Origin of the sequence: Rhizobium sp. N621, from assembly GCF_001664325.1 — a bacterium.
GTDB classification, from domain to species: Bacteria; Pseudomonadota; Alphaproteobacteria; order Rhizobiales; family Rhizobiaceae; genus Rhizobium; species Rhizobium esperanzae.
Window position 1 is genome coordinate 232,655 of sequence record NZ_CP013497.1, and the last position, 20,382, is coordinate 253,036.

The following is a 20,382-nucleotide window of genomic DNA, read 5'->3' on the forward strand; positions in this document are numbered from 1 at the left end:
TGCCTCAACCTTTCATCGCCGGGAGCGAATAGCGGCGCTCCAATAACCGGAACGAAAGAAGCGACAGGCTTGTGAGGGCGAGGTAGATTGCAGACGCTGCGAGATAGAAGGGGAGTGGAGCGCGCAGTGAGCCTGCGCCTATATAGGCGACGCGCATGACATCCGTCAGCCCGACGACGGAAATCAGCGATGTATCCTTTATCAAGGAGATGCAGAGGTTACAGAATGCCGGCAGAGCGATCGGGATCATCTGGGGAATGATGATCAGAAACCAAATCTGCGAGTTCGAAAGCCCGAGCGCTGCTGCAGCCTCTCGTTGGCCTGGTGCAACCGCGTTGATCGCACCACGGAATATTTCCGCGGCGTACCCACTGAACACGACGGTCAGTGCCGCGACACCGGCCGCAAATGCATTAATCTCGATGTAGCCACCGGCAATCGCGCTCAAAAGGGCGGTTCCGCCGAAATACGTTAGGAGGATGATCAGAAGTTCCGGAACACCCCGGATGATGCCCGTGTAGGCCCGCATGCACGATGAAACCGACTTGCGGGTCGAGTTGCGGAGAACGGCAATAAGCAAACCTAATAGGGTCCCGAAAGCGCAGCTCAAGGCAAACACTAAAAGTGTATTCTTCAATCCAGATAAAAATTGATCTACAAATGCGTACAATGCAAGTCTCCAATATTCTTGCGAGCGCACCGAAATCGGAAAGGTATTCTCCCGACATATACTAAGAGCTTGCCGAGATTTAACCGAGGGTAGATTGGATTTATTAGCTTAACCAGCGCTCTAAGTTCGCCGTATTTCAAAAATATACTTTGACTTGCCGTCGTCAATTTATAAGATTCAGGAAGTTTCAATAAGCGCTACTTATGAGGCGCGTCGCTCGACCACGATTGAGATTCCCGGCCATGGAAATCACCGAATCCGGAGTGAAGATCCGCCACCTTCAAATATTGCGGGAGGTTATGCGCGCCGGCTCGGAAAGGCTCGCAGCGCAGATGTTGCGAATAACCCAGCCGGCGGTCAGCCAAAACATCAAGCAGCTAGAGGAGACTGTCGGCTTCGCGCTCTTCCGCCGGGAAAACAACAGGTTGATACCAACCGTCAAGGCATGGGAATTTCTACGCACAATCGATGCGGCGTTCGCCGGACTTGATCGGATTGGGCCCTCAATCGACTTCCTGCGGAACAATGATACTCGAATGATCGGCATCGCAGCGCCAAGTGCTTTCTCCTTTGCCACTTTGCCGAAGGTGGTCAAAGGGATCCGGGAGAGGAGCCGCTCTTACGCTGTCCAGGTGAAAACAGGAACGTATCAGCAGATCGCAGATCACGTGTTAAGCGGCCGCTCGGATCTTGGCATCTCCCGATTGCCTCTTGACGAGCGCATCCTTGATTGGATGCCGGTCGGCTCGGCCACCAACGTATGTCTTTTTCCGGCCAACCATCGATTTGCGGCACAGCAGCTTGTCACTGCCGAAGATCTTGCTAGTGAGGCGATCATCGATATCGACCCGCAAATTGCCTCTCACCAAATGAGCGTCAATGCCCTTCGATATATGGGAACCGCTCCTGACATCGCCGTGGAATATGACGCCAATGGCCATGACATTGGCTATGTCATGGCAGGGATCGGCGTTTCGATTACGAACGAGATCATTGCGAGCGAATATGCTGAATTCGACGTTGCATTCCGCGAATTTCAGCCAGGGGCAACATATCACTACGTCGTCGTTTGGCAAAAAGATCGAAAGCTGAGTGATAGCCTAAGATTTGCATTGGAAGAGATAGTCGCGGCTTTGACAGATCGGGCTGCTTGACGATCGCATCGAGGTATGACCCTCGCACCGTAAAACAGATGTTGCGAGTTCATGCTGAACCGCGAGTTGTGCGCGTAAGCTTAGAGCGGGATGATTTAGGTAGACCCGTGAGAAGGATTCCCTATGACGCAAGTCAGATTCATCCTTCTGGCCGGTCAGGAGGCTGAGCTGGATGGCGAGACCTGTTTCGAATAACCGCGAGAAGTTGTAGAAGCGGTGATACAGGAGGGGTGTGGTGCCGGGCGGCGTCCAAGCGCTTCCGCATTGGCATCAGCATCGCGATCGATTGGGTGCGGCGCGTGACGCGACGGACAGCGCAGCCCGGCAGGATGAGTAGCCACAAGCCGCGAACGGCGGTGGCTTACCTAAGCCACCGAGCAGATAGTTGCACCATATCGTAGAAGAACATCGCGACAATCGGAACTGCGTCGGTTGGCAGAAGCGGACCGGTTGTTTGTGCGATCATTGGTGCCATGTTCTCTTTAAGTGATTCTGCAGTTATCTTAAAATGGCGGATGACACTTCAATTGGACGCAATATCGACTAGAGCAAATCCTGTTCAATCCGGCTCATATCCAGCAGCCCTGGAGTAGTTTGCGCATTCTGTCGGCGTGAAGCGGAGCATCAATGCGCCTAGGACGTCCCATAGAGCATCGATCTTTCGTTCCGCGCCCTCCGTGGTTGACTGCGGCCCCTAAACCGGGACCGCGTGCCGGTGGCGACGGAAGCTATGAGATCACATGCTCAATGCGCTCGAGGTGGTGCTGAGGCACGATCTGAAGGGGTTCCTCGGCCGCTGCGATTTCCTCGACCGTAAGTCCGGTGGCGATGGCCAGGTCCTCAAGGCTGTAGCCCTTCGCAATCCTGGCTTCGCGGCGACGAGCGGCTGCGGAGGTGTTGTCGGCGGTAGCAAATTGATCCATTCCAAACTCCAAATCACGTTGATGTAGCGGCTGAGGGGGATCTGTCCCCGATGGGTTGGCTCCTTCGTGGTGCCGACTCGGTCAGAGGTTAGCCGCAACCTGCCGAGCCGCTTGGTTTCTCTTCGCAGACGACGCTCTTGCGTGGCTTCCGCCGCGATCTTGTTCTGCGTTCGGATGCCGAGCGCTCCTGCATTAGCGCTGTTGTTCTAGTCCTGCTTTCTATGACAATCAATCCATGGGTTTGCTCATAGGCACACGACGAGCCGTACCAACTGCCTGGGAAGAATTGTCCGCTACTGATTAACTGCGGTCGCAGATATGCCTTGCGCGATCTCATCGTCGAAGTGAACCATCTCGCCCGAGGCCATGTGCAGCGCGTCCGCGACATCGCCGAAGCGCGCCTCACCATAACGGAGGCCGGAACTTATTGAATCGGCGCCCGTTCGTAAGGACCGACATTAGGAGGATCTCACCATGGCAACCACATCCAAAGCCCGCAGCCAGGATCGTGCTCGCGTCGCAGGTGGTCAGGATCACGAGGTGAAGTACGAAGCCCGGAAGGAAGGCATTTCCAAGGAAGCGGTGAAGAAGACCGTGAAGAACGTAGGCAACAGTCGCAAGAAGGTCGAAGCCGAACTCGACCGGCACTAATCCGGGTTGGAGAGTTCAACCGTGAGGGTCCGCAGCCATAAAGTCAGCGGCGGAAACAGCCGCTGAAAGTCTGGCTCCGACGGATCATAACGCAGCGGCGGAAGGCGCCTGACTGCAGGAGTTGACGACCCCGCAGGAAGCGTTTCGGAGCAAGGCTATCGAAGCTGCGGGATACAGCGCCGTCGAGCAAAGCCAAAAGTATTGGGACGCCGGAGCGTTTCTTGCAAGGGGCGGAGCCGCATCGCATGAGGAAGGGGCTGGCGAGCGAACCCAACGAGCTCCAAAGTCGCGATACGCGACGGCGTCGGCTGACTTTACCTGCAGAACAGAATTCAGAGGCCCACAGACCGTGGGGCACCGCGTGCGGACGCCGGTCCCGACCGGTCCGTTCAATCGACTTCTAGAAGCTGCCATCCCGTTTTTGGGACCGGCCAGCATCGTCGATCTTCTCGTGCTCACTGCGCTGAATAGGAAGCGCGGTCGGTATTAAGCCATTCTCCCGTAACGCCAAAGGCGAGCGGCGGAGCGCCGATCAATCGCCCGAGTCGGGTCTCCAGTGTTTGAAACGATGCTCAGGGAAGCGGTCGACGTGAACCTCGCTTAAATCCTGCGGAGTATTCCATTGCCGACATGCCAGTCGATCAGATCCCGAAACAGGCTTAGCGAGTGCCACGTGCATCGTCGTCCCGATGTGGACTGTAGACTAGCTTCCTGCATAGGGCGATGCGATCCTGAGTTGCGTTCATGTGTCCTCTCCTTCGCGACGGAGAGACCCTAAGCTATGCCGACTAGGCGGCTGCTATGGTGCCGGAAACGTTGGCAAAGTCGGTTAATCGGCATAGTTTGCTGGTCAGTATAAACGTGCTTTTGCCGCGCGCGGCAAAATGCAGTTTGAAGCAGCGTCGCGATCGTCGCCCAAGTCCTGCCGCCGCCTTCCGAGCCGGGTTCATAATGCCGGATTTCCGACGTTTGAAGCAAGGGTCACCTATCCCTTCCATCCACTGGTTGACCAAACCGTCTTGGTAACCGGCAGCCATGAGCACGAAGGCGTTCACTATCTGCTCATTCTGGCACACGGTGGTTCATTTCAAATTCCGGCATGGATGTTTGATCCTGCGGCAAGTTCGATCGAGATCGTAGCTGCGCCGCGCCTTTCGGCAACCAAACTCGTTGAACTGCGCGCCAAGCTTTGTTGCCTGACTATTCCGTTGCGGTCGCTGCGGTCGCCGATTGCACATTCAATACTCCGGGAAAGGCGGCAATACGCAGCGATATGTTTGTCGCGGCACGTTCGGCGCCATGGCGGTCGGCAACTGTATCGGGTTCGGCGGCATGCGGGTCGATCGGGCCGTGGCGCAGGAGGTGCTCGAGCGATTGCAACCTCTGGGAATCGAGGCGGCCTTGCGGGCAATGGAGGCGCACACGCAGCGTCATAGCGACAATCAACAGCAACTCGAGAACTTAATCAAGCAAGCACAATACGAGGCTGCCAGGGCGCGCCGCCAGTATGATGCTGTCGATCCGGGCAATCGGTTGGTCGCCGGCGAACTGGAGCGGCGCTGGAATGAGAAGCTGATCCTATTGCGTGATCTCGAGGTCCAGTTCGAGATGCTCTCGACCGACCGTAACACGCCTGCTTTATCGGCCGACGACCGTACAAGATTGATGATGCTCGGTAGCGATCTATAGTAAGGCATGGCACAGGTCCCGACGCGTCTATCGAGACACGCCAAAAGATCATTCGGCTGCTGATCAAAGAAATCATTGTCGATACCGTTGACGACACATTGGCGCTCGTCATTCATTGGCAGGGTGGCGATCACACCCGGATGACGGTGAAGAAAAACAAGATCGGCCAGACCCGCTGGGCAGTTAAGGCTGATGTTGTCGATCTCGTTCGCAACTTGGCGAGCCAGTTGCCCGATTTGTCGATCGCAGCGATCTTGAATCGATCCGGCAAGCGGACAGGGCATGGCGCCAGCTGGACGCGAAGCCACGTCTGCAGTCTTCGCAACATCCACGGCATCTCCGTCTATCGAGAAGGTGAACGGGCCGAACGCGGTGAGAGAACCCTCGACGAGGCCGCCGACATTCTAAAGGTGAGTCGAGCTACCGCCTACCGGATGGTCAGCAGCGGTGTCCTTCCCGCTCGCCAGTTATGCACCGGAGCGCCGTGGATCATCCAGCTTTCCGACCTTCAACACGAAACCGTGCGCCGCGAAGCCGATGCCAGGCGATCCCGGCGTCCGATATCTCAGGATCCGGTTCAAAATCCTCTTTTATAGACATCATCAGATGAGGAGTATGTCGCGCCCTCGTCACCTTCAGCAAACAGGCTATTTTTTCTTAACGCCTGGGGCTTGATTGCCCGCTCAACATGTGGAGTCCACTTCGACGCGGCCGTCTTTCAGGAAGCGCTCGAAGATATCGCGGCGCGATATGGAATAGCGGAGAGCTCCGCGAGTTTTGATTTTCCGGGTAACGCCCCTTAGCCACGAACAGGCACATGATCCTTGGCGCGATTTGAAGTCCACGTGAATTCCCTTGTCCCCAGCGCAACCGTCGACATTTCTCGCAAATGTCGGGCATCCGCCACTTTTGTCAGGTTTGTCGTGATTGGAACGTTTTGTTCGCCGGTCTCTCCGTCAAATACACATCAACCTGCCCTCAACCCGCCCATTGATAAAAGAAAATGATCTTCTTGGCGCGTCGGAGCAGTTGGCATGGTGTTTGCTGATCCCTGGTTACAAGCGGCAGAAAGCAGTCTGCATTATGCCGGTTCATGAAACGAACGGAACGGAGGCCACCTGACCGTTCGTCATCGGATCCGCGTTCTACCAAGCGGCCATGCATCCGCCGGCGGAAGGGTCAATCCCGATGTCACAGCTTGCAACCAACTCAAAGAGAAGGAAAATGCAATGACCAAGATTTCCGAAAGATCCTTTGAAACGATCGAAAACCCGGGGTCATCGTCGCTCAAGGTGCCAGATCAGTTCGGCGCATCTGTTGAAAAGGGGAACAAGAAGGTGACAGAGGCTTTTTTGAAATTTGCGTCCGGCGCTGAAGCGACACAGAAAATGCTGCCTCCGATCCTCGAAACGACAAGTCTATTCGGCAACGAATTGTGGTGGAAGACGATCGCTGCACTGCAGGCCGACGCCGAGGCCAGCTTCTCACATTTGCAAGCTTTGCTGGGCGCCAATTCGCCGTCGCAGATCCTCGAACAGCAGTCGACCTTTTTCCGCAAGCGGGTTGAGACAAGTTTGCAGCACGCCAAGGAAGTCCGGGTGCTCTCAAGCAGGGCGGTGGAGGAAATCTCAAAGCCGGTCAAGGATGCTTTTGACAAGGTGCTGACGGACCTCAAGGCGACGTAAAAGAGGACTCGCACTTAAATCGCCTGGACTGATCGGGGGCGGCCTACCTTATTCATGGACGGAAAAGATGGTGACGGGGACCATCAGGTCGGGAGAGAGCTGGAAAGTGTGTCCTGCGATCTCGATAGCTCCAGCTGACAAGCTCCTGAAAACGGATCGCGGGCGGCCGGCGTGACATATTGGACGGTTTGAACTGGCGAAGAACCCACCATCTTGGTATCTAACCGCGTAGGCGGCAGGGGGCAGGGGGCAGGGAAGTGGTAATGGATTCACGCAGGGACATAGCCGAGCGGGTCATCGCGCGTTGGAAGGCGCGAGGAATCCGGATCGATGAAGACCCGGGTTTCATGGAACTGGTCGCTCTTTGGACGGCAGGGTCGATTGCGTCCGGTGAAATGCGCCGCCGGTATTCGGCGCTCCAGCGCGAGCGGTCGCTGTCCAGGTCAAATCCACTTGATGTGTATCCCTGCGACGAAGGGGCGGAGGTCGATCATCGATCGATTGCGATTCCAGACGACGAACCAGATGAACGGGGAGGTCTCGGACTGCCGGCGCAAGGGTGACTCTTACAAAGGGCTCATCACGCACCATTTCCTGGCGAGCGCAAACTTCACGAAACAGCGGGTCGACAAGCGCTGCGTCGCGTTGTGCATATTCTCGGGAAGAGTCCGAAAAATCCTTGCCACGAGCCGCAATGGCTGGCGGCTCAGCAAGGTAGAAGGTGAGGAGCGGCCGGCGGTACTGAGTCGACATCTTTATCAACTGTGGGCGTGTCGGCTCAGGGCATCTTCAAGCATGGCAAGGCGGTCGCTGCCCGCTATACAGGGTGCATCGCTAATGCCGAGCTTGTCGGCACATCTTCAACGCTGAGTCCCTCAGTCTCGTGCGCCCAGCGTCCGACAAGTTATTGTCTTCCATGGGAGTCCGGCTTGCGCAAATTGCCCCCGATGAAGGTTGGTCCGCCCGGGTCTTCCGCATGGAAAACGCGCGTTGCCTCAAAAACGCCGGTGCGCCATGCATAGGTCGTATCGTCGATCATCTGCGGCAAGACCTCCTGGTTTGTCGGACGGCCATACCATTTGGTGACGATGCGGGCGACTTTGGCGACGAGCGCGGTACTCATGCGAAGGTTCGAGTGTGCATCGAACATCTCCGGCGCCAATAGCATCGAGACCTCGTTTGGGCGAAAGGTTATTCCTTTGCGGCAAAGCCTAGCTCAACGCGGCTGACATCTAAGATCGCCCGAAGGACGTCGATGCCGAATTTGAGGCTTTCCACCTCGACATCCAGCGAGATGCCCTCGGTGACTGTGCCTTTTGCGTTAGCGATTACCACCTCCTCCAGGTCTTCGAACCACTGAGGACTGTTCCCTTTGTGAAGCTTCGATAGTTCCGCAATCGCGACACTAAATGCCGATTGGACCGCGATTAGAGCGGCGCCGAGCTTTCGTTCGTCTACACCCGAGATGCAAACAATGGGGCTGTTTTTCTCATCCATGGGCTGTTCCTCTGCTGGCTCGCCACGAAAACTCTATTTCAACTAATAGGCGACAGAGTCGTCGATCGCCGACGAATGCAAATAGGCCCGTAGGCTGGAGTCTCGGGTAGTTAGATCAACGAATACGCGATGCTGGGGGTGGACCATGTGGAAATGGTGGATGCGCTTGAGGCCTGTTGAAATCTGGGTCCAGCTTCCGAACGTTCCAACCGGCGGCAATGCCTCTAGGCCGTAAGCGTCGCACCTCCTGGTACGCGATAGCGGGTAATCCTTTGTACGAACTGGCTCGCATGCAAGGTCGCCCGAAGGACACAAGTGCCGAGCCTGGGCTTTCCGGCCATAGTCTTCAGCGAGACGTCTGTTGCTTCCACAACTCAACACATTCCGGCGAGCGGCATAAACCTGCAAACTCATTGTTTTTGATCCGCACGCGTCATACCTGGCCTGCACCCCACCGCCATGGCTTCGGCAAAAGGCCTTTTACTCAAAACGCAGGGACCTAGTTTGGCCCGTTTGTCAGGCAGCATCACAAAAAGATCTGCGGAAGGCTCGTCCCGCTTTGCGCGCTGAGGTGCGCCCGCAGTCGATCTGGCAGCGGATTGTTATTCAGGTACACTTTGCAATGAGGCGGAAGCTGCGACAGAATGTACGGCAGTGCAGTTCGCCCGTCGCCAAGTCCTCTCAGGTTGTTTCCACGAACGCTAAGCTCCTCCAGCCCCCTCGGCAGGTTAGGGGGCAGGTGGGTCAGTTCATTACTGTCGGTGCTGAGCCACTTTAGGGTGGCCGGGAGGTCCTCGGGTAGGCTAGTCAGTTCATTGTGAGGGACTTCGAGCCTCGTGAGCTTTGCAGGAAGGCGCTCGGGCAGGCGAATTATATTATTGAGTTCGGCGCGGAGATCCGTCAATTCGAGGGGGAGATTCTCCGGCAGGTGCGCGATTTCGTTGCGGGTGACATGAAGCTCCCTGAGCTCAGGCGGCAGGTTATCGGGCAAACTGGTCAGCCGGTTGTGGTTGACGTAGAGATACTTTAGTCGGGAAGGAAGCTCGTTCGGCAATCTGGTCAGCCGGTTGCCGTCGACGTAGAGCGTCTCGAGCATGTCCGGAAGAACCTCAGGCAGCGTGGTCAGCTGGTTGTCGCAGGCAGAGAGCTTTCGCAGACCGGGCGGGAGGTTGTTGGGCAGCCTGCCCAACCGGTTGTCATTGGCGTTGAGCCGCTGGAGGCCGGCCGGTAAGGTGGGGGGCAGTGCCGTTAGGGACAGCGATGCTAAGTTCAGGGGGGCACGAAAATTGCGGGTTTCCGTCCAGGCCTCGATCCGTGCCATTGCCTCGTGCCGGTCCTCGTCCTGCTCCTGCTGCCCGTCTTCCGCCCAGGCCAGTAAAATTTCTTTCAGTGCCGCTTCGCCGGACGAGGAGCCAGTCAAGCCTTCAACCCAGTTAAAGGTGTCTTCACCGCCGTGTTCGGAACTATTGCCAACACCCTCCTGCCTTCTGCCGTACATTGCGTCGTTCCTTAGGTCATTGCGTCACTGCTGATGTTACTTCCGTCGCGACCTTTCCTTCCAATACCAAATTCGTATCCCGTTATGCTTCGGGGGCATGGCCAGCGTCCTCCCTCGAGCTGGACAGCGCATGATTTTTATCGCGACGTTGAACAATCCCAAACGCAAATAGAAGCGAGACACCTTCGAGCATGGTGAAAGGCTTCGACTGCTGCTCGAGGCGGCCACGCTCCGCCAGAAGCGCTTCGAGGCGAGAGCCCGCCCTGCAAAGCAGCGCTGTAACGCCCAGATCGAGAACGCTGATTTTTGCGCCGCCCGCGCCCTGATCGCAATTTCGTGACGCCGAGTGATAAAGGTATTTCATCCACCAGTTCCAGCTTGGTGGAGACCTAAACCAGACGCATTTGGAGCCGCTTGCGGCCGATTTCGCGTGGCAACTCCATCTAACTGAGGCGCAAGTTCCCGGAACAAACGCTCACGCGCGATAACCTTTCCTCATTTTCGGGCAATCTCGCAGTGTCACGTTGATTTGGTAGGTCAGCTTACGACGCCGAAGCCGTTACGCTTTTTCTCTACGCCTGCAGGGCCCTGCCGACTTAAAGGCAACGACTTCCGGACAGCCGAGGCCCAGAACCAGTTCACCTTGACATCGTGTCACTCGGGCGTAACAGGCGGCAGCCCGAGTGTCGCAATAAGCTTCATTATCGACGGCGTGGGTGGACCCGGTGTCGGCGGCGGCATGGAGACGATGGACCCGAGCCGCGGAGGCGTTGCCATAACGCCAATCATCGTGCCGATAATGGCGATCCCATCGCCGCTGATTTCGATGGCCTGCGGGCCGGTTCTGCCCGATACTACAAGGCGGATCTTGTCGGGTGTTACCTCGACGCGGCTACCTAAGGCCGCTGCGGCAGGGGAGTCGGGCGCGGCGCCGCCCGAGGTCAGGAGGAAGTGTCTCTTGACGTCGATGCTGTAGATATTCCCGACCTCGACGGTATGATTCTTCTGGGCCTTCAAATAGACCTCCTCACGGCCCTGCTTGTCCTCAAAGCGCAGTTCATTGTAGGCATTAGCGGCGCCGCCATCGGTATGCGTCCGGAAGGTCGACCGCGTTTTGTCGGTCGGCAGGGTTTCAGGCGGCAGATTTGAGCCATTGTATACGACGCCGGTCACCAGGGGCGTGTCGGGATTGCCGTGGATGAAATCAACCACGACCTCATGGCCGATCCGTGGGACGACCAGGTTGCCAAAACCCTTACCAGCGAAGTTCTGGGCCACCCGAATCCAGCAGGAGCTGTTCTCGTTCTTTCCGCCTTCTCGGTCCCAGAAGAACTGAACCTTCACACGGCCGTACTTATCCGTCGCGATTGACTCGCCCTCGGGGCCCACGACGACGGCCGTCTGCGGTCCGTGAATCAACCGCGCCGGTGTGCGGCGCCTCGGTCGGTACTGGGTGGTCGCGGGGATAATCTCTACGTTGCTGTGATAGAGGAACCGCTCGCCCTTCCCCCCCACGGTGTCCGCAGTGAGATCGTCCCCCACCTCACCGATGACAGTGAAGTCCTGTCCGACTGCCAGAAAGCGATCGGTGGGTTTCGGGCGGGAACCGACCTGGCCGTAGTAGAAGGGATTTGCCGCCTTGAATAATGACCCGGTCGTTATCTGGCGCGCAGTGCTTTCGATCCGCGCGCGATAAGCGTTGCAGGCGAGTTCCTCGGCACGGATGGTGGCGTAGAAATCACCATCGCTTTTTTTTGTATACTGGCCTGGATACTCGAAGACCTCCCGCATTGCCGTGCAGCCGCTGCTTGCCGACGAGGTCTCGCCCGTTCTGACCGCCACGCTCTCCCGCGGTCGGGTGATGGCGCTTCCCGTGAGCTTGCATGGCGGAATGCCGCCTGTCCTCACGGGAGGAACACGCGCGACAGACGTCAGTTCTGCCATCGGCTTCTCATGGTCATAGTCCCTGAGAACGACCTTGTTCGGCTGTAGCGATACGACCTCGTCCCAATGCAGGATGACATCTTCTTGGTAAAGACTTCGGGCAGGCCTGAGATTGTGGTGGGTCTCTACGATCTCAGGCGTGCAGGCCATGTGACTCGCGGCGTTGTCGACCAGCACCAGGTCATGTTGGTCCTCAGCATGTTCAAAATAGTAGTAGATGCCGTCCTGCTCCATGAGGCGGCTGACGAAGGCCAGATCCGTTTCATCGTACTGGACGCAATATGGGCGCTGTGGGAACCGTCGGGCGGTCTGATTCTTGAAATTGCCTTTATGTTCTCGAAAAATCGTGGTGATGATCTCGATGCTCGTCTTGTTCTGAAAGACCCGACTGTTAGAGCGATGCTCGAGCAATGAAATCCACGGCCGCACCTGCGCCACGTAGTTGAGGTGCTCGGTATCGTCGAGGCCGAGATATTGGAAGCGCGTAACAACACCGTTGAAGAAGCGGGTTTGCGAGTCCTTGAGCTTAAGGCCGATTGTCAGGTTTTGACCGGGGATCGTAGCAAAGTTCTGAACTGGATTGCGGCTGGCGAGCTTCACCTCGTAGAGGAAAGGTTCCCCCAGCCGCTCGGTGCCACTGAGCCGCCGGAGAGAGATTTCATTCAACTCGGACGCGGCCGAAGTGACCGCAACAAAACGATTGTGCCTTAAGAGACTCTCGATTCTTGACTCGACCATGGTGGTGTGTGTTCCGCAGATTTGATGAGAAGGCGCGGTTGCGCCCGATGGCGTGAGTAGGATGCTGCCGAAGCCATCGGCGAAGATGCCGAAAAGCGTTTATTTCGTGCATCGAAATCGCCGACCGTTGCTCAGCCAAGATGTCTTGCTGGCCCGCATCGTCAGAGCCAAGCGGGGGAGGGCGGGGTGAAGAAAGCGTGTGGGTCTCTTGGAACTCACCCACGCTAAATCCCACCCAAATCTCGCCATGCGGCCTTGTAACATCGATGAGTTGGCGGATTCCGGCGGTGCTAGCGACGACGTGTCTCCTGGAAGATTCAACCAGGCCCAGGGCGCAGCGCCCGAGCGGACAACCACGGTGGTCGAGTTTCGCCGCGATCGTCGGCTCGATAGGCCTCTCCGCTGCTGAAGCCTCAAGGGCGTCAAAATGGCGATAACGTTCCAAAGAGGCGTCACGGCGAATTTTGCAAAGGGCCTTGGCGGTCCCATTGCAGTTTGCGTTGAGCTTACTGAAGAGAGTCGAGCTTCCGATGCTTGTCATAACGGGCCTTCCAAGCCGCCGCCCGCCGTGCCGCCGCACTTGGTATCGAGGTTACGTGGGCCATTCACCCGTTCCAGATCGATCTCGCCAAGGAGATCTTCTCCCCGCCCGAAAAGAAGGTCGAGCGGGCCCGCCGCATCATGGATGTCCGTTTCAGGAGAGTGCCATGCGGCAGCCGGTGGGCCCCGGTCAGTCGGGGTAGTTGTCAAGTCATCGGCGTGCTGGCGCGTTTTCCGCTTGCCCATCCAACTGGACCATCCGAGTCTGCCGCAGCGACCCAACTGCACTTCCGGGACCTGCTCCTGACGGAGAACGAGGTTAATCTCCCAGTCAAGTTCATCTCCAAGGTAGTTGCAGATGATCTCCGCTATCGACTTAAGGCCGGGAGCTGCGGGCAGAAGCGATTCGTAATGAGCCAGGCTGAGGGGACCCACAATGAGTCGGAACCGATGGTGCCACACTCTGACCCTCGCACCTGCAATAGCGTTGCTGTTCAGCGTGCCCGTGGCCGGGTCGCGGCCCAGGAGGCAGAGCGATATGCGGGGCAGATCCACCCACTTTGGGGCAAATTCACGGATATCAACCGGCGCCTCGACGAAGCTGGCGAGGATGGCAGCGAGCCCCTCGGCGTTGCGGGTGTGTGAGGCGAGACGGCCGGTGAAGTGGAGTTTGGCCAGATCAGGCATAGCATCCCGCGCGCGCAGGGAGGTCATCCCGAAGCCGGCTAGCGCGCCGAGCTGAAGGGCAAATCGATCTTCTTGTGGCCTGTCATAGCTCACGGTCGGTTCGCCCTCCGCCCATGCGCGGAAGAAGAACGAGGCCATTCGATGATGAAAGGTATCAGCAAATCGGATCAGCGTCTCATCCGCGGCGTTGTGCTGCCGGAGAAGGGCGTACTCCGTCAGATGCAATGGGAGGGGACCGTGGGGTCCAAACAAGCCGAAGGCGTAGGTGGAGATTACGGGGTCGTTCTCCTCGTGCGCAGTCACGCCCGCGATCGATCGAGTCGGAAATGCAAGGGAGGGCTGCTGGGCGATCCGCACGCGATCCAGGCTGGGACCGCTCGATTCTCCCAGCCGAGGCCGATCTGAGCAGATTGCATCGATCCGCCGCAGAGCCTGGAAGAAGTCGCAGGCATGCGGTTCGGCCCTGAGCGAGCTTAGGAAGTCGCCGAGTGCCCCCGAAATCAAAGGATCGCCCGGCGGCCGGCCATCGTCGGCCATCGCATTACCTCCCCGCGCTGTAGCGTCGAGACGACCATCTCGGTGAAGCTGTTGATGGATACGTATTTCGCGAAGAACTGGTTGAGCACGGAGGCGAGCGGAAAGATGCCAACGCCTTCGAAGGCCGCTTCGTCCAGGATGATACCAACCTCAATCCCACGTGCTACGGCGGCTTGTCCACCGCTGGACAATCGCCTGACCGCAGGCCTGGACCGAATCTCCCGGATCCCGTCGATCTGCCGTGAGGCGAAGGCATTGACTGGATCGACGTAGAGGCGGAGGAGTTCACGTAGCGCTTCTGCGCCCCGGTGGTCGTTCCTATCGGAATTGCTGATCGAGAGGTAGTTCAGTGAAAGATGGCTAATTAATCGCCAAGTGATATCGCCATTGGCGAAGGAGTGGCGCGGTCGGCTCGGGGGCGATACGCACCGGGTGGCGGTAACTGGAGCGCCGATTTCCAGGGTGAAGTCTGTCTCGTCCCGGCCGATCGGCAGCAGCAGCGCCAGATCCCGGTTCGAGCACAGGCAGTTTACAGACAAATGCCGGAGTTCCGCCGAATAGGGAGCCGCTTGGCGATCAACTAGAGAAACGAACGTTTCGCTGCCGATGTAGCCAGTCCGCGCGCCATTTAGACGCTGGTGCTCCGACATGAGGCGCTGCTCCCGGCGGATCGCGTAGTATCTGGAATGCTGCTCCTCCTGACCGTGCGCGCTGATGCTATAGAACGGGTAGAACCTCACGGGAGCCGCTTCGTTTTTCGCCCCGTCTCCGCTCATCTCGAGGATCGAGTGGACCTCAAAGTCGAGCGGCCTCATCCTGTCAACAATCACATGATGCTCGGTGTTCTTGTCGCTCACGTGGACGAGATCTGCCTGGCGTTCGAAGAGATTAATCGCGGGCGTTGCGAAGAGAACGATATTTTGGGGTCCGAGCTGTCGTTCCAGCCGTGGCTCGACACGTCTGAGTGCGAAGACGATCTCAAGGGTCTCGGCAGTTGACAGGGCTACTGCGTCTGCCAGCCCGCTAACCTCGACGAACAACGTCCGCTCCGCGAGGGCGAAATACTCCTGTAGGAGACGGTACCCGTCGAAAGAGCGTGGCACCTCGGGCAGGAGAGCACAGCTCGGCTCCAAACCGCGTTGCTGCAGCGCATGAACCGGAATCTTTTCCTGCCAAGGGATAGGCCGGCCGACCGGACGGGCTATGATATTGCATGCGTCACCGAGAAGCTGTTCGGCGAGTGCGGCGCCGATGCCACCGGGGCCTGTTAGGTGCAGTGTGAGAGCCTCTAGTCCGAGTTTATTGAACGGCATGCCATTGGTGGTGCGAAGGCGTAGTCGCAAAGCAGCCTTCGCATCTTGCCGGGCCGGAAGATCCAGTGCGGCGATCTGCCCCGGCGTCGAAAAATAATCGGCAGCGCTCACCACAATTGGCCAGAGATGCACATCATGGGCCGTGCGGAACTCGCAATGTGTGACGGCGCCCGGAGCAAGACGGCCCAAAAGCTTGGTTCCCCGCGGCACGAGGTATCCATTTTCAAGTCGTCCGGCATCCTGGTCGGGCTCGAAACGGACGATCGTCATCGAGGGGAGCGGCGGTAGAAAATGCGGATAGACCATCTCCAGGAGGTGCTGGGTGAATTCCGGAAAGCGAGACTGAAGCTTCAATTGCACCCGCGCCGCCATGAAAGCGAAGCCTTCCAGAAGCCGCTCGACGTAGGGGTCGGCGACCTCCGCTGATTCCATCCCGAGCCGGGCGGCGACCTTCGGGAATGCGCGGGCGAACTCGGCCCCCATCTCGCGCATATAAGCAAGTTCGTCGTTGTACAGTCGCAGGAGCCGGGGATCCATCAGCTTATCTCTGTACCGAGATGAACGCGGGCGGATTCGAGCTCGGAATCTACCTCCGTACGCATCACCATTCGCACCGGCAACGGCTGCGCCCACAGATCGGCTTCGATCCTAAAGCGAAAAGTGCCGCAACCCTGACCATCGTCCAGGACCGTGACCTTCAGGGTGTCCGGTAAGAGACGCGGCTCAAAGCGCTGAAGGCTCTCGATTATCGCTTCGCGCAATGCGCTCTTATCCATCCCTTCGCGAATTTGTCCGCTGAGAGGCCAGGCACCATAATTAAGTGCACTGGCCGCTACGTGAGGGTACGCTTGTAGATCTACGGTTGCACCCAATTGATTGGTGTTCAACAACCAGGAAACATCGCGTAGAATCACCTCTTCCAGTTGGCGAACAGAGAAGCTGCGCTTGTCCTGCGCTTCACACGAGCTGCGCGGCTCATCGTCCGTAAGCCGGTCCAGGAGGGATGGTTGCACGAGATCCCGCTTAACATCTCTGCCCATGTTACAATCTCCAGGTGCAATAGCGACGAGTCGATCCGTCGTTTTCGCGCGCAGCCCCGAATATTCCCGGGTTGCCGATGGCCCCATCAGCCGACGAGCCTATTGAAGTCGGTGCTGTTCGCGATTTGGTTCCAGATGCCCTCGCCGGCTTTGGTAAGAGCGCCTTTTTCATCCTGCCTGTAATAAATGACCTTGCAGGCGCCGAACCGGAATGTGATCGTCTCCTCGGGGGCCTCTTCCGCATAGGACCACTCGACCTTCTCGACTACCAGCATGTTGAAACTCCAGTGCAAGAACAGGTTCGATTCTGATGTAGCTTGTCCGCTCCCCGTCGCTTTGAAAAGTTTCAGTTCGACGCTATTGAAGTGGGCGCCGCGACCACAGGCAACGTACAGAGAGGGCGATGACGTATCCACCTGCTTCTTGATAGTGAAGACCTCGAATTCGGCCTTGCCCGCGCCCGCCCCGGCGGTATGAGGCCCAATGTTCAGCTTGTTTTCGAGTGAAAAGCTCCATTCGTCCGCTAGGGTGATACCGTCCTTTAGAATGATAGATTCGCCCTTGGGCAAAATGCCGTCCTTGGACGCTTGCGTGAATTTTATAACCGCGTCGAACGCCATGATGGACTTTCCTTTTCTCGTTGATCTGATTGGGCCTGGATTGCATCGGCCAGCCCGGGGCAGCTATTCCGGAGTTTTGGCGCCGAGAACGGAGCACAATCATCTGCGGGTTTTCTCAGTCCTTGCGGGCGGATGGCAGGCGCGAGACAAGTCTCAAAGAGATGGTTAGGCCTTCGAGCTGGTAGTGTGGCCGCATGTAAAATCTCGCAACGTAATATCCGGGATTATCTTCGACCTCTTCCACCTTGACCTCGGCTGAGGAGAGCGGCTGCTGTGCCTTACTCTCTTCGCTCCCAAGCTCGGGCGAGGGGTGGACATAGCCCTGAATCCATTGGTTGAGCCACTCCTCGACCTCGTGGCGCTCCTTGAACGTGCCAATCTTGTCCCGGACCATACACTTCAAATAATGTGCGAAGCGGCAGGTTGCGAAGATGTAGGGTAGCCGGGCACTGAGTTCGGCGTTCGCTGACGCGTCGGGGTCTTCGTATTTGACCGGCTTGTTAATAGTTTGAGCGCCAATAAATACGCCGAGGTCCGTGTTTTTGCGGTGCAACAGCGGTAGAAGACCGTTTTTGGACAGTTCGGCCTCACGGCGGTCGCTGATCGCGATCTCAGTGGGGCATTTTAGGTCGACGCCACCGTCGTCGCTGCGGAAGGTATGTACCGGCAGACCCTCGACCAGGCCGCCGGATTCGACGCCACGAATTCTGGAGAGCCAGCCATAGAGCTTGAACGAGCGCGTGATATTTACGCCCATGGCGTAGGCTGCGTTCGTCCAAAGGTATTTCTCGCTGTCGCCGCCGTCTGTGTCCTCCTCGAAGGCGAATTCATCGACCGGGTTGGTTTTGGCCCCGTAGGGCAGCCGGCCAAGGGTGCGTGGTAAGGTCAGGGCCACGTACCGAGAGTTCTCGCTCTCGCGGAACGCCCGCCAAGGGGCATGTTCGGGCGTGAGGAAGATTTTTGTGATGTCACGCGGGTTCGCAAGCTCACGCCAAGAATCCATCTGCAGCAGATGTGGTGAGACGGCAGATATAAGCGGTGAGTGGCTCGCCGCCGCGATCTGCGCCAGTCCCGAAAGCAACTCTACGTCCGGTGGGGTATGGTCGAAATAGTAGTCGGCAATCAGGCAGCCATAGGGTTCACCGCCGATTTGGCCGTATTCGTCTTCGTAAATTTTTTTGAATAGCGGACTCTGATCCCAGGTGACACCCTTATATTTCCGCAGAGTTCGGGACATCTCCACCTTTGAAACTGGGAGAACGCGAATCTTCAACGTTTCATCGGTTTCGGTGTTGATGGCAAGGTGATGCAAGCCCCGCCAAGCTGATTCCACGCGCTGGAAATTTTCGTGATGGAGGATCTCGTTGAGTTGTGCAGAAAGCTTCTGGTCGATCGAAGCAATCATTGCTTGGATAGTCGTGACGACATCGTCGCTGATTAGCGACGTGTTTTGAAGTGCCTGCTCGGCCAGTGTTCGGACGGCACTCTCCACCAAGTCACGGGAGTGGTCCGAGCGGATCTTGAACTCGAATCGAAGCATGCGGGTGAAATCGCCGAGATCAACGGTGGCGACCTGTACATCTGTGGCATCTGCAGGCATCATGATCAGTTCTCCTCTGTGTCTGGGGATGGCAATGGCGGAGCGGCAACCAATGCATCAGGCTTCTCAGTCTCGATGCCATTGCCGAGGGCGCTTAGCAGTGCCGAATCCGCGAGGAAGTGGGTGAGCAACTCTTCGGCACCGTTCTTACCGTCCATATAGGCCAGCAGATTGGAGAGCTCCGTTCGCGCCTCGAGCAGCCTGCTAAGGCTGTCGACCTTGCGCGCCACGGCCGCCGGCGAGAAATCTTCGAGCCGCTCGAACGTCAAGTCGACAGCGAGTTGGCCTTCTCCGGTCAATAGGTTCGGCACCCGCATCACCACCCTGGGCCTCAGCGATCTGAGCCGATCATCGAAATTGTCGATATCGATCTCCATCATCTTGCGCTCCGCGACAGGGGCAAGCGGCTCGGCAGCATTGCCGGCGAGGTCGGACATCACGCCGACCACGAAGGGAAGCTGAACCTTCTTCTGAGAGCCATAGGTCTCGACGTCGTATTCGATCTGTACGCGAGGCGGACGAACCCGCGCGATGAACTTTTGACTACTCGCCTTTGTCATGTGTTCCACTCTCCTGATAGGGAAGATTGCGCACGTCACGTGCCCTCGCCGACCGCCAGACCGGCAATCGAACGGTATTGGGCAACCCCTTCTGGCGCCAACTCTTTGATAAGAGCCATGAAGTCCTTCGAGACAAGTCGCTGCGCGCGCTCCAGGAGGGCTGGCAGCGGGCTCGCGGGCTCATTCACCTGGTACCAGTGGCAAATGCGGCCAAGAATTTCGACAACGTCATCGCGGTTGCGGATCACTTCGGGGTAAGAGGCCTTGCTAGAGTCTGGCAATGGAGATGCCGGGGCTGCAGGCTGGGCCCTTTTCCGATGGGCGTCGACCAGATCCTTGGCCTGGGTGAGTAGCACTATCAGAGGGTCGAATCGAACGGCCTCGTCACTCGCGACGTGCTGCCGAACACTCGCGTCTAGATGGGTGGCGGCTGCCAGGCTGGCGTGGAGACCAGTGCTGATCTGCTCGAGCTGCAGTGGATCGGTGTCGATGAAGGCGTGCTCGATGGTCGAACGATCAATTTCCGTAGATTGGGACCGTAGCGCACCAGCCCAATCGCGGAGCGTGAAAGTCCCGAATTGCCTGGAGGAGGTGAGTGGGACTTGGCGTATTTCTGCCAAGAGCCCGGAGAGATCGCAGAGGCTCGCTAGAGCGTTGAGGCGAACGGTCTGATCTTCGTCATCTTCTGGATCCGGTCGCGGATGTAGCTCTGACCAGTAGAGCTCGACATAGGCCGCGAGCAGCTCAAGCCCCCGACTTAGACCAGAGAAGCCGAACTGACTGAGGGCGGATCGTGTGAGCAAGATTCCGACTCTTAGATCCTTAGTGCGGGCAGAAAGGTCGAGGCCAAGCCGCCACACCTCTGTCCAATCGGGAGCCTCCTCGGTGGCGATGGAGTCGCCTATCTGCTGGTGCGGCTTGCCATGCGACGCTATCTCCAGCTCCAGGAAGCTCAAATCGTAATCGAGAGCATCCCCGCATGCGTTGCCGTCGCTGATCGGTTTTAATAGATGATCTGCATCGAGCATGACCCAAA

19 protein-coding genes and 6 pseudogenes are annotated in these 20,382 nt (G+C 57.7%); 9 read left to right on the forward strand and 16 right to left on the reverse strand.

The window, feature by feature from the left end:
• Positions 1-4: 4 nt before the first annotated feature.
• Positions 5-670, reverse strand: a complete 666-nt coding sequence (locus tag AMK00_RS23705; RefSeq protein ID WP_029875813.1) for an ABC transporter permease subunit — start codon at positions 668-670, stop codon at positions 5-7.
• Between the two features lie 242 nt (positions 671-912).
• On the opposite strand from AMK00_RS23705, the gene AMK00_RS23710 reads away from it, so the two are divergent.
• Together AMK00_RS23710 and AMK00_RS33225 are read left to right on the forward strand one after the other, a co-directional pair.
• Positions 913-1,824 carry a LysR family transcriptional regulator gene (locus AMK00_RS23710; protein ID WP_064811996.1) on the forward strand — a complete coding sequence of 304 codons (912 nt, stop codon included), beginning with the start codon at positions 913-915 and terminating at the stop codon, positions 1,822-1,824.
• 172 nt (positions 1,825-1,996) lie between these two features.
• Positions 1,997-2,174: pseudogene (locus AMK00_RS33225) on the forward strand (IS630 family transposase); the annotation flags it as partial.
• Between the two features lie 209 nt (positions 2,175-2,383).
• On the opposite strand, the pseudogene AMK00_RS32195 reads toward AMK00_RS33225, so the two are convergent.
• Both AMK00_RS32195 and AMK00_RS31280 read right to left on the reverse strand, forming a co-directional pair.
• A pseudogene (locus AMK00_RS32195) lies at positions 2,384-2,494 on the reverse strand (IS630 family transposase); the annotation flags it as partial.
• A 58-nt stretch (positions 2,495-2,552) separates the two neighbouring features.
• Complete coding sequence (locus AMK00_RS31280; protein ID WP_010068053.1) at positions 2,553-2,747, reverse strand: hypothetical protein; 195 nt, start codon at positions 2,745-2,747, stop codon at positions 2,553-2,555.
• A gap of 474 nt (positions 2,748-3,221) precedes the next feature.
• Between AMK00_RS31280 and AMK00_RS23720 the strand changes: the two genes are divergently transcribed.
• From AMK00_RS23720 to AMK00_RS23730, 4 genes and pseudogenes are all read left to right on the forward strand, one after another.
• Positions 3,222-3,398, forward strand: a complete 177-nt coding sequence (locus AMK00_RS23720) for a DUF3606 domain-containing protein (RefSeq protein WP_004668584.1) — start codon at positions 3,222-3,224, stop codon at positions 3,396-3,398.
• Between the two features lie 884 nt (positions 3,399-4,282).
• A pseudogene (locus AMK00_RS33230) lies at positions 4,283-4,492 on the forward strand (DUF5372 family protein); the annotation flags it as partial.
• A 136-nt stretch (positions 4,493-4,628) separates the two neighbouring features.
• Positions 4,629-5,087 (forward strand): hypothetical protein, encoded by a 459-nt coding sequence (locus AMK00_RS23725; RefSeq protein ID WP_011053402.1) that lies wholly within the window; start codon positions 4,629-4,631, stop codon positions 5,085-5,087.
• Positions 5,088-5,185: 98 nt separating this feature from the next.
• A complete protein-coding gene (locus AMK00_RS23730; protein WP_237350492.1) occupies positions 5,186-5,683 on the forward strand; it encodes a helix-turn-helix domain-containing protein in 498 nt (165 codons plus the stop codon).
• A 26-nt stretch (positions 5,684-5,709) separates the two neighbouring features.
• Here the strand turns inward: AMK00_RS23730 and AMK00_RS33235 are convergent.
• Positions 5,710-5,881 (reverse strand): annotated as a pseudogene (locus AMK00_RS33235) (IS66 family transposase); the annotation flags it as partial.
• A gap of 435 nt (positions 5,882-6,316) precedes the next feature.
• Here AMK00_RS33235 and AMK00_RS23735 point away from each other — a divergent pair.
• Together AMK00_RS23735 and AMK00_RS23740 are read left to right on the forward strand one after the other, a co-directional pair.
• A complete protein-coding gene (locus AMK00_RS23735) occupies positions 6,317-6,772 on the forward strand; it encodes a phasin (protein ID WP_010024976.1) in 456 nt (151 codons plus the stop codon).
• A gap of 263 nt (positions 6,773-7,035) precedes the next feature.
• Positions 7,036-7,335, forward strand: coding sequence for a hypothetical protein (locus AMK00_RS23740; protein WP_016737472.1), 300 nt, complete (start codon positions 7,036-7,038; stop codon positions 7,333-7,335).
• A gap of 341 nt (positions 7,336-7,676) precedes the next feature.
• Here the strand turns inward: AMK00_RS23740 and AMK00_RS23745 are convergent, their stop codons facing one another.
• The 5 genes from AMK00_RS23745 to AMK00_RS23765 all read right to left on the reverse strand — a co-directional run bounded on the left by AMK00_RS23745 (position 7,677) and on the right by AMK00_RS23765 (position 12,449).
• Positions 7,677-7,940 carry a hypothetical protein gene (locus tag AMK00_RS23745; protein WP_016737473.1) on the reverse strand — a complete coding sequence of 88 codons (264 nt, stop codon included), beginning with the start codon at positions 7,938-7,940 and terminating at the stop codon, positions 7,677-7,679.
• A 23-nt stretch (positions 7,941-7,963) separates the two neighbouring features.
• Positions 7,964-8,269, reverse strand: a complete 306-nt coding sequence (locus AMK00_RS23750) for a hypothetical protein (protein WP_004680432.1) — start codon at positions 8,267-8,269, stop codon at positions 7,964-7,966.
• 526 nt (positions 8,270-8,795) lie between these two features.
• Positions 8,796-9,767 (reverse strand): hypothetical protein, encoded by a 972-nt coding sequence (locus AMK00_RS23755; RefSeq protein WP_064811998.1) that lies wholly within the window; start codon positions 9,765-9,767, stop codon positions 8,796-8,798.
• An 82-nt stretch (positions 9,768-9,849) separates the two neighbouring features.
• A complete protein-coding gene (locus AMK00_RS32710; RefSeq protein ID WP_064811999.1) occupies positions 9,850-10,131 on the reverse strand; it encodes a hypothetical protein in 282 nt (93 codons plus the stop codon).
• A 290-nt stretch (positions 10,132-10,421) separates the two neighbouring features.
• Positions 10,422-12,449 carry a type VI secretion system Vgr family protein gene (locus tag AMK00_RS23765; protein ID WP_004680430.1) on the reverse strand — a complete coding sequence of 676 codons (2,028 nt, stop codon included), beginning with the start codon at positions 12,447-12,449 and terminating at the stop codon, positions 10,422-10,424.
• 549 nt (positions 12,450-12,998) lie between these two features.
• Here AMK00_RS23765 and AMK00_RS33615 point away from each other — a divergent pair.
• A pseudogene (locus tag AMK00_RS33615) lies at positions 12,999-13,136 on the forward strand (CoA ester lyase); the annotation flags it as partial.
• Positions 13,137-13,241: 105 nt separating this feature from the next.
• Here the strand turns inward: AMK00_RS33615 and tssG are convergent.
• The 7 genes and pseudogenes from tssG to tssA all read right to left on the reverse strand — a co-directional run.
• A pseudogene (gene tssG, locus AMK00_RS23770) lies at positions 13,242-14,213 on the reverse strand (type VI secretion system baseplate subunit TssG); the annotation flags it as partial.
• The gene (gene tssF / locus AMK00_RS23775; protein WP_008536039.1) at positions 14,177-16,063 is read right to left on the reverse strand and encodes a type VI secretion system baseplate subunit TssF; all 1,887 of its coding nucleotides are present in this window, start codon (positions 16,061-16,063) and stop codon (positions 14,177-14,179) included. The gene tssF and the pseudogene tssG, both read right to left, overlap by 37 nt.
• The gene (gene tssE / locus AMK00_RS23780) at positions 16,063-16,566 is read right to left on the reverse strand and encodes a type VI secretion system baseplate subunit TssE (RefSeq protein WP_004680427.1); all 504 of its coding nucleotides are present in this window, start codon (positions 16,564-16,566) and stop codon (positions 16,063-16,065) included. Before tssE ends, tssF begins: the two co-directional genes overlap by 1 nt.
• 86 nt (positions 16,567-16,652) lie before the next feature.
• Positions 16,653-17,186: an Hcp family type VI secretion system effector gene (locus AMK00_RS23785; RefSeq protein WP_004680426.1), complete on the reverse strand. Its 534-nt coding sequence runs from the start codon at positions 17,184-17,186 to the stop codon at positions 16,653-16,655.
• Between the two features lie 115 nt (positions 17,187-17,301).
• On the reverse strand, positions 17,302-18,789 hold the full coding sequence (gene tssC, locus AMK00_RS23790; protein WP_004680425.1) for a type VI secretion system contractile sheath large subunit: 1,488 nt from the start codon (positions 18,787-18,789) through the stop codon (positions 17,302-17,304).
• Positions 18,790-18,791: 2 nt separating this feature from the next.
• The gene (gene tssB / locus AMK00_RS23795) at positions 18,792-19,346 is read right to left on the reverse strand and encodes a type VI secretion system contractile sheath small subunit (RefSeq protein WP_016737476.1); all 555 of its coding nucleotides are present in this window, start codon (positions 19,344-19,346) and stop codon (positions 18,792-18,794) included.
• Between the two features lie 35 nt (positions 19,347-19,381).
• Positions 19,382-20,374, reverse strand: a complete 993-nt coding sequence (tssA, locus tag AMK00_RS23800; protein WP_004680423.1) for a type VI secretion system protein TssA — start codon at positions 20,372-20,374, stop codon at positions 19,382-19,384.
• Positions 20,375-20,382 lie beyond the last annotated feature (8 nt).